Origin of the sequence: Microcystis sp. M083S1 (genome assembly GCF_020246405.1) — a bacterium.
GTDB classification, from domain to species: Bacteria; Cyanobacteriota; Cyanobacteriia; order Cyanobacteriales; family Microcystaceae; genus Microcystis; species Microcystis aeruginosa_C.
This window is the reverse complement of sequence record NZ_JADBTB010000064.1, coordinates 1-4,090: the sequence shown is the minus strand read 5'-3', so window position 1 is coordinate 4,090 and position 4,090 is coordinate 1. Positions and strand designations below refer to the sequence as shown.

Sequence of the window (4,090 nt, the reverse complement as noted above, 5' to 3'; positions counted from 1 at the left end):
GAAGATACTCCTGGCGATAAGCGCTTAGTTGCCTATGTGGTTCTTACTTCTGACTCCCAGATAACTACTAGCGAACTGCGTCAATTTTTGGCGAATCAATTACCCGCCTATCTCGTTCCCAATACCTTTGTTATTTTAGATAATTTACCCTTAACTCCCAATGGTAAATGCGATCGCCGTTCCTTACCTATACCCGATGATCAGACCAGAAAAAATATTCCTAAAATTGGCCCGCGTAATTTAGTGGAATTACAATTAGCTCAAATCTGGTCAGAGATTTTAGGCATTAATGATATTGGTATTCAGGAAAACTTCTTTGAATTAGGCGGTCATTCTTTGTTAGCAGTCAGTCTGATCAATCGTATTGAACAAAAGTTAGACAAACGTTTACCATTAACCAGTCTTTTTCAAAATGGAACCATAGCAAGTCTAGCCAAATTACTAGCGCAAGAAACAACTCAGCCAGCCTCTTCACCGTTGATTGCTATCCAGTCTCAAGGTGATAAAACTCCATTTTTTGCTGTTCATCCCATTGGTGGTAATGTGCTATGTTATGCCGATTTAGCTCGTAATTTAGGAACGGAGCAGCCTTTCTACGGATTGCAAGCATTAGGGCTAAGTGAATTAGAAAAAACTGTAGCCTCTATTGAAGAAATGGCAATGATTTATATTGAAGCAATACAAACTGTTCAAGCCTCTGGCCCCTACTATTTAGGAGGTTGGTCAATGGGAGGAGTAATTGCCTTTGAAATCGCCCAACAATTATTGACCCAAGGTCAAGAAGTTGCTTTACTGGCTTTAATAGATAGTTATTCTCCCAGTTTACTTAATTCAGTTAATAGGGAGAAACATTCTGCTAATTCCCTGACAGAAGAATTTAATGAAGATCTCAATATTGCCTATTCTTTCATCAGAGACTTAGTAAGTATATTTAATCAAGAAATCTCTTTCTCTGGGAGTGAACTTGCTCATTTTACATCAGACGAATTACTAGAAAAATTTATTACTTGGAGTCAAGAGACGAATCTTTTGCCGTCAGATTTTGGGAAGCAGCAGGTTAAAACCTGGTTTAAAGTTTTCCAGATTAATCACCAAGCTTTGAGCAGCTATTCTCCCAAGACGTATCTGGGGAGAAGTGTTTTCTTAGGAGCGGAAGACAGTTCTATTAAAAATCCTGGTTGGCATCAAGTAATCAATGACTTGCAATCTCAATGGATTAGCGGCGATCACTACGGTTTAATTAAAAATCGAGTCCTCGCTGAAAAACTAAATAGCTACCTAGCCTAAAACTTTCAAAAAGACCTGATTATTGTTTAAAATGAATGATCGTTCACCGGTCAGAGGACAAGTATGACAACCCAAACAGCTTCTAGTGCCAATGCCCTTGCTTCCTTTAACCAATTTTTAAGGGATGTAAAGGCGATCGCCCAACCCTATTGGTATCCCACTGTATCAAATAAAAGAAGCTTTTCTCAGGTTATTCGTTCCTGGGGAATGCTATCACTGCTTATCTTTTTGATTGTGGGATTAGTCGCCGTCACGGCTTTTAACAGTTTTGTTAATCGTCGTTTAATTGATGTCATTATTCAGGAAAAAGATGCGTCTCAATTTGCCAGTACATTAACTGTCTATGCGATCGGATTAATCTGTGTAACGCTGCTGGCAGGGTTCACCAAAGATATTCGCAAAAAAATTGCCCTAGATTGGTATCAATGGTTAAACACCCAGATTTTAGAGAAATATTTTAGTAATCGTGCCTATTATAAAATTAACTTTCAATCTGACATTGATAACCCCGATCAACGTCTAGCCCAGGAAATTGAACCGATCGCCACAAACGCCATTAGTTTCTCGGCCACTTTTTTGGAAAAAAGTTTGGAAATGCTAACTTTTTTAGTGGTAGTTTGGTCAATTTCTCGACAGATTGCTATTCCGCTACTGTTTTACACGATTATCGGTAATTTTATTGCCGCCTATCTAAATCAAGAATTAAGCAAGATCAATCAGGCACAACTGCAATCAAAAGCAGATTATAACTATGCCTTAACCCATGTTCGGACTCATGCGGAATCTATTGCTTTTTTTCGGGGAGAAAAAGAGGAACAAAATATTATTCAGCGGCGTTTTCAGGAAGTTATCAATGATACGAAAAATAAAATTAACTGGGAAAAAGGGAATGAAATTTTTAGTCGGGGCTATCGTTCCGTCATTCAGTTTTTTCCTTTTTTAGTGCTTGGCCCTTTGTATATTAAAGGAGAAATTGATTATGGACAAGTTGAGCAAGCTTCATTAGCTAGTTTTATGTTTGCATCGGCCCTGGGAGAATTAATTACAGAATTTGGCACTTCAGGACGGTTTTCGAGTTATGTAGAACGTTTAAATGAATTTTCTAATGCCTTAGAAACTGTGACTAAACAAGCCGAGAATGTCAGCACAATTACAACCATAGAAGAAAATCATTTTGCCTTTGAACACGTCACCCTAGAAACCCCTGACTATGAAAAGGTGATTGTTGAGGATTTATCTCTTACTGTTCAAAAAGGTGAAGGATTATTGATTGTCGGGCCCAGTGGTCGAGGTAAAAGTTCTTTATTAAGGGCGATTGCCGGTTTATGGAATGCTGGCACTGGGCGTTTAGTGCGTCCTCCCCTAGAAGAAATTCTCTTTTTGCCCCAACGTCCCTACATTATTTTGGGAACCTTACGCGAACAATTGCTGTATCCTCTAACCAATCGTGAGATGAGCAATACCGAACTTCAAGCAGTATTACAACAAGTCAATTTGCAAAATGTGCTAAATCGGGTGGATGACTTTGACTCCGAAAAACCCTGGGAAAACATTCTCTCCCTCGGTGAACAACAACGCCTAGCCTTTGCTCGATTGTTAGTGAATTCTCCGAGTTTTACCATTTTAGATGAGGCGACCAGTGCCTTAGATTTAACAAATGAGGAGATTTTATACGAGCAATTACAAACTCGCAAGACAACCTTTATTAGTGTGGGTCATCGAGAAAGTTTGTTTAATTACCATCAATGGGTTTTAGAACTTTCTGCTGACTCTAGTTGGGAACTCTTAAGCGTTCAAGATTATCGCCTTAAAAAAGCGCGAGAAATGTTTACTAATGCTCCGAGTAACAATTCCATAACACCCGATATTACTATCGATAATGGATCAGAACCAGAAATAGTCTATTCTCTTGAAGGATTTTCCCATCAGGAAATGAAACTATTAACAGACCTATCACTCTCTAGCATTCGGAGTAAAGCTAGTCGAGGGAAGGTGATTACAGCCAAAGATGGTTTTACCTACCGTTATGACAAAAATCCTCAGATATTAAAGTGGCTCAGAACTTAACTTTAAATGACTCTAACAAAGGGGCGATCGCGCCTCTTTGAACGAAATTTGGTTTTTCTGTGTTAATCCAATCTACAAAATGGCGATCGTGTTTGAGACGGAGACATTTTGATAGCGCGGGGGCGGCTCTAATCGGTCTGGATGGTGGTATAGGGAGACAAGGCGATCAGGTTCATTTCCTGTGGTAAGGATTGCTACTCCGTTTGGATTTCAACGCCGTTATTGACCAAAATTTTGGCATTTTCAAACTGTAAAAGGTGTAGTCGGACTAGCCAGGAAACTGTAATAAGTAGTCGTGCAAAATTAATTTCCTAGTAAAGATAGGCAAGAGGCAAGAGGCAAGAGGCAAGAGGTGGTTAGATATGTGTAATTAATTTTGCTTAGGTACTTACCATTTTTCTAAAGTAATGGCAGAGATGGTTAATTTCCCTCAACCCTTGCCCCCCACCCCCCCGACATCGGGGGGCAAGAAAGGAGTAGAATGTCTGCCACGAATAAAGAAAAATGGTATAATGCCGAGACTAACATTGTTGGTGGAGGCAGGATTCAGCCCAAGAATCTTCTTGCTTTAGCCAGGAGAGAGCCAACAGAAAAGTATTTATGGGCGAGTTTCTAGTTCAGAAAATAAATCTAACTTAGAGACTCAGGCAAAAAGATTGGAAGCTTATTGTATTGCGAAAGGCTATCAAATTGTTCGAGTAGTTAAAGAAGTAGGAAGTGGAGTCAATGATCATCG

General features: G+C 39.4%; 3 protein-coding genes and 1 pseudogene. All 4 read left to right on the top strand.

Going from position 1 to position 4,090, the window contains the following annotated elements:
- Positions 1-1,287: thioesterase domain-containing protein (locus IM450_RS05825; protein WP_287666433.1), on the top strand; the 1,287-nt coding region annotated here is incomplete at its 5' end.
- A 63-nt stretch (positions 1,288-1,350) separates the two neighbouring features.
- On the top strand, positions 1,351-3,354 hold the full coding sequence (locus IM450_RS05820) for an ABC transporter ATP-binding protein/permease (protein WP_002804151.1): 2,004 nt from the start codon (positions 1,351-1,353) through the stop codon (positions 3,352-3,354).
- 481 nt (positions 3,355-3,835) lie between these two features.
- Complete coding sequence (locus tag IM450_RS05815; protein WP_287666430.1) at positions 3,836-3,970, top strand: hypothetical protein; 135 nt, start codon at positions 3,836-3,838, stop codon at positions 3,968-3,970.
- Positions 3,927-4,090: pseudogene (locus IM450_RS05810) on the top strand (recombinase family protein); the annotation flags it as partial. The gene IM450_RS05815 and the pseudogene IM450_RS05810, both read left to right, overlap by 44 nt.

What these genes read in the sequence shown, in the direction of transcription:
- IM450_RS05820 (WP_002804151.1), top strand. Translation starts at nt 1,351, where the DNA reads ATGACAACCCAAACAGCTTCTAGTGCCAATGCCCTTGCTTCCTTTAAC.
- IM450_RS05815 (WP_287666430.1), top strand. Translation starts at nt 3,836, where the DNA reads ATGTCTGCCACGAATAAAGAAAAATGGTATAATGCCGAGACTAACATT.